This window comes from Pseudomonas sp., assembly GCF_050739655.1.
In the GTDB taxonomy this organism is placed as follows: Bacteria; Pseudomonadota; Gammaproteobacteria; order Pseudomonadales; family Pseudomonadaceae; genus Aquipseudomonas.
The window spans coordinates 1-4617 of the sequence record NZ_JBOIBY010000122.1; the positions used below are offsets into that span (position 1 = coordinate 1).

A 4617-nucleotide genomic window follows, 5' to 3' on the forward strand; every position below is an offset into this window, starting at 1 on the left:
GTTTCATGGTTGCCGAAGAGCAAGATCAAAAGATCGCAGCCTTCGGCAGCTCCTACAGGGGACCGTGTGGGTTAGCGAGCGGCCACGGCCTGTGCGGTGGCATCCGTGAAGTCGAACACCTTGCCGCCCTGGGCCGTGGCGTACTGCTGGGCCTGGCCTTTGAGCAGGAACGCACTCAGGTGACCCTTGGCATCACTGGCAAACCACGCCTGATCGGCCAGCAGTTTGATCCCGCTGTCGCTCGCCTGGGCATACACCGCGCGGATGTTCTTGCCTTCCTGCTTGAGACTGACCAGTGCGCTGAAAGCTGATTCCGCCGAGGCGTATTGACGGACCTTGTCCTCGCCGCGCACCCAAATTTCTGCCACATGACTGAAGTCGGTGATGGCTTTGCCACTCGATGCATCCACCGCTTTGAGTGGCGTCTGGGCGTAGTTGGCCAACTGCGCGGTGTAGTCAAGGTTCGAAGCCTTGAACGCGGCGCGGATGTACTGATCATCGATGAAGGTATTCAGATCGAGACCACGATCGGCCTTCTTCAGCAGCTTGAGCGTGTCGATGGCAGTGCCCACCGCCTGGCGGTATTCCGGCTTCCAGCTCAGGTCGCGGGTCTGCACGCCGAGCGGGCCGTGGAACAGGTAGTTGACCTCGGCATCGACGCCCGTGACTTTGGCGATCAGTTCGCTGTACTTCTCCGGCTCGGCGGCGAGCAACTGGTTGGCCTCGATGCTTGCCCGCAGATAAGCGACAACGATTTCCGGATACTTTTTCGCGTAGCCCTGATCGACCAGCGCACCGTGGAAGGTCGGCGCGCCGGCCTGGGCACCGTCGTAGATCTTGCGCGCGAAACCACGGCTGGGGAACAGTTCGGCAAAGGGTACGAAGTCGGCGTGGGCGTCGATCTTGCCGGCCTGCAATGCAGAACCCGCCACTTCCGGCGGTTGGGCGATGATGTTCACGTCCTTGAGCGGGTCCCAGCCTTGGGCGGCCACTGCACGCAGCAACATGCCATGGGCGGTCGAAGCGAACGGCACGGAGATGGTCTTGCCCTTGAGTTCGGCCAGCGACTGCACGCCCGAAGCGCTTGGCACGACGATGCCGTTGCCACTGCCCTTGATGCTGCCCGAAAGCACACTGATAAACAGACTGTGCTTGCCCGCAGCCTCGAACGCCACGCCATTGAACGAGCCCGGGAAGTCCGCCATTGCGCCGAAGTCGAGCTTGCCGGCGACCATTTCATTGGTCAGGGGCGCGCCGCTGGTGAAGTTCTTCCACTGCACCTCGTATTTGGCATCCTTGTACGGGCCGTCATGGGGCAGGTATTTGTCCAGCAGGCCGAGCTCGCGAATCAACAGACCGCCAGCGGCGCAATTGATCGTGGTGTCCTGGGTGCCGATGGCAATGCGGATGGTTTCGGCTGACGCCGACAAGGTGAATGACGCCAGTACCAGACCGGCTAACGTTGCACGCAACATGAGTGTTTCCCCTCGAATCATTTATAGGATGTTCGTCTCCGCCACGATCAGGGCGCGGTGGGAAACGAGGGGTGTTTGAAGCTAGCGTCCGGGGGTGGCCGGATGGCGGTTTTCGGTTGAACTTGCGGGCCTCTTCGCGGGCAAGCCCGCTCCCACAGGGTTCGTGGGTGTATGCAAAATTTGTGGTCGACAAAATCACTGTGGGAGCGAGCCTGCTCGCGATGGCGTCCCGTCAGTCAGCGCAATAAATACGGGATATCCACCTTCACAGCCCCCGTCGGGCAGTCCTTTTCACAGGGCATGCAGTACCAGCATTCGTCGAAGGCCATGTAGGCCTTTTGCGTGGCGGGGTTGATCGCCAGCAGGTCCATCGGGCAAACATCGACGCACACGGTGCAGCCTTTGTGGGCGATGCAAAGATCCTCGTCGACCGTAACCGGCGCGTTGGAGCGAAAGAAAATTTCCTGGGGTTGATAAGCCATTTCGCGGTCTCTCTCTTGGGTGTTGCTCACGCGGCGTCCGCGCCGACCCGCAGCCGGTCGTAGGCCTGCATTTCATCGGCATCGAGCGGGATGATGTAAGGCTCGACGGCTTTCTTGAAACTGGTCATCAGCCCGTCTTCGCCCTTCTTCAGGTGGCAGTGACAGAACCAGTCACTGTCATTGCGTTGCGGGTGATCCACCCGATAGTGGTAGAGCCCCCAGCGACTTTCAGCACGGAACAACGAAGCCCGGGCGGCCATTTCGGCGCAATCACGGATCATGCTGACTTCCATGGCGCGCATCAGCTCGTGGGCGTTATGGGCCTTGATCTGATCGAGATCACGCTGGATATCGCTGAAACGTTGCAGGCCGATTTGCATCTTCTTGGTCACTTTCGGCGGTTGCAGGTAGTCATTAACGAAGCGACGCAGCTTGTATTCAACCTGAGCCGGCGGCAGACCATGCTCGCGATCCAATGGCGCGTAGACCCGTTGTTTCTCGGTTTCGATCTGTCGGGCATCCAGTGCTGAAAACTCACGACCGGCGACGAAGTCCGCCGCGTTATTGCCGGCAAACCAGCCGTAAGTGAAAGCGCCCAACATGTAGTTGTGCGGTACGGCTGCCATATCGCCGGCCGAGTAAAGGCCCTTGACCGAGGTCTCGGCCTTCTCGTTAACCCACACGCCAGAAGCCGAATGCCCGCTGCAAAAACCGATCTCGGAGATGTGCATCTCGACCATGTGCTTGCGGTAGTCAGTGCCGCGATTGGCGTGAAATTGGCCACGACTCGGACGCTCGTTGCTGTGCAGGATCTCCTCGATGTTCTGGATGGTTTCTTCGGCCAGGTGATCGAGCTTGAGGAACACCGGGCCGTTGCCGCTTTCCAGCTCCTGATGGAACTCCCACATCATCTGCCCGCTCCAGTAGTCGCATTCGATGAAGCGTTCGCCCTTGTTGTTGGCGGTGTAGCCACCCAGGGGACCTGTAACGTAGGCGCAGGCCGGGCCGTTGTAATCCTTGATCAACGGGTTGATCTGGAAGCATTCCAGGTTCGCCAGCTCCGCCCCGGCGTGATAGGCCATGGCGTACCCGTCGCCGGCGTTGGTCGGGTTTTCGTAGGTGCCCATCAGGTAACCGGAAGATGGCAACCCCAGGCGTCCGGCAGCGCCGCAGGCGAGGATCACCGCTTTGGCCTTGATCACATGGAAGTCAGCCGTGCGGCAATCGAAGCCCATCACGCCGTTGACCGCGCCCTCTTCATCCGTCAGCAAGCGCGTGCAAACGAGGCGATTGGTGATGCTGACTCGCGCCCGTTTCAACTGGCGATACAGCACTTTCTTGATGTCGTGACCTTCAGGCATTGGCAGCACGTACGCGCCCATGTGATGGACCTTTTTCACCGCATAGTCGCCAGTCTCGTCCTTCTCGAATTTCACCCCCCAGCGATCCAGTTGCTCGATGGTTTCGAAGCTGTGGGTCGCGTAGGCATACACCGCTGCCTGATTGACTATGCCGTCGTTGGCGATGGTGATTTCCTTGGTGTACTGCTCCGGTGTCGAGTGGCCGGGAATGATCGCGTTGTTCAGGCCATCCATGCCCATGCTGATCGCGCCACTGCGCTTGACGTTGGCCTTGTCGATCAACAGCACCCGCAGATCGCGGTTGCGTTCCTTGGCTTTGATTGCCGCCATCGGGCCGGCTGTGCCGCCGCCAATCACAACGATGTCGTATTCCTGTTCGAGCGTATTGCGACTCATGCCTGCTCCCCTTTTTGCCGGTCGATCCGCAGGCGGTACTGGAAGGCATCGCCACGGTAGTAAAGATGTTCGAAGTCCACAGGGTTTCCCTGGGCATCGTGGGTCAGGCGTTCGATGCGCATGATCGGCGAGCCGGGCTCGACGTTCAGCGCCTGGGTCAGGTCGCTGTCGGCCAACACCGCATCGATGGCCAGGTCCGCGTGACCGAGTGCCACGCCGCAGTCGTTTTCCAGGATCAGGAATATGTCGCGGGTGACCAAGTCAGCCTTCTCCAGCCGCTCGCCAATGGCTTTGGGAAGGTAGGTGATTTCCAGGGAAATCGGCTCGCGATTGATCAAACGCACGCGCTTTATCTGGGCGACGATTTCACCTTCAGCGACCTGCAAACGCTCGGCAACCACCTTGTCGGCAGCAATGAATTTGAAACTGCGCAGGCGGTTGATCACCTCATAGCCGCGCCCGGTCATGGACTCGGCCAGGCCTTGCAGGGTGCTCACGTTCTGGAAGGTCTTGGGTTTGGCGACGAACGTACCTTTGCCGTGGATCTTGAAGATCAGCCCTTCCTTTTGCAGATCACCCAGGGCCTGGCGCACGGTGATGCGGCTGACTTTAAACAGCGCGCCAAGCTCGCTTTCCGAGGGCATCTGGCTGTCTTGCGGATACTCGCCATCGAGGATGCGCGCTCGCAACACGTCGCGAAGCTGGGTGTGCAGCGGGACGCTGCTTAGGGACAGAACGTTATCGGTCATCTGGGATCACTTGTTATAACGAGTTATGACGTGATCTTAGAGTTCTAAAAAACAGGTGGGAAATATTGTTTGGGAATATGGTTAGATTCGGCCGTCAAAAGAAAAAGATCGCAGCCTGCGGCAGCTCCTACATTGGAATGCGTTCCTCGTAGGA

Annotated in this window: 4 protein-coding genes; all 4 read right to left on the reverse strand. The window is 59.3% G+C overall.

Annotated features, from left to right (window positions below; translation table 11 throughout):
• Positions 1-71 precede the first annotated feature (71 nt).
• Positions 72-1496: an ABC transporter substrate-binding protein gene (locus ACRESJ_RS06495; protein ID WP_431757179.1), complete on the reverse strand. Its 1425-nt coding sequence runs from the start codon at positions 1494-1496 to the stop codon at positions 72-74.
• A gap of 215 nt (positions 1497-1711) precedes the next feature.
• Entirely contained in the window at positions 1712-1957 is a 246-nt protein-coding gene (locus tag ACRESJ_RS06500; protein ID WP_008060065.1) for a 4Fe-4S dicluster domain-containing protein, read from the reverse strand.
• A gap of 26 nt (positions 1958-1983) precedes the next feature.
• Positions 1984-3714, reverse strand: coding sequence for a fumarate reductase/succinate dehydrogenase flavoprotein subunit (locus tag ACRESJ_RS06505; protein ID WP_431757180.1), 1731 nt, complete (start codon positions 3712-3714; stop codon positions 1984-1986).
• A complete protein-coding gene (locus ACRESJ_RS06510) occupies positions 3711-4463 on the reverse strand; it encodes a GntR family transcriptional regulator (protein ID WP_431757181.1) in 753 nt (250 codons plus the stop codon). The genes ACRESJ_RS06505 and ACRESJ_RS06510 overlap by 4 nt, the downstream gene beginning before the upstream one ends.
• Positions 4464-4617: the final 154 nt, after the last annotated feature.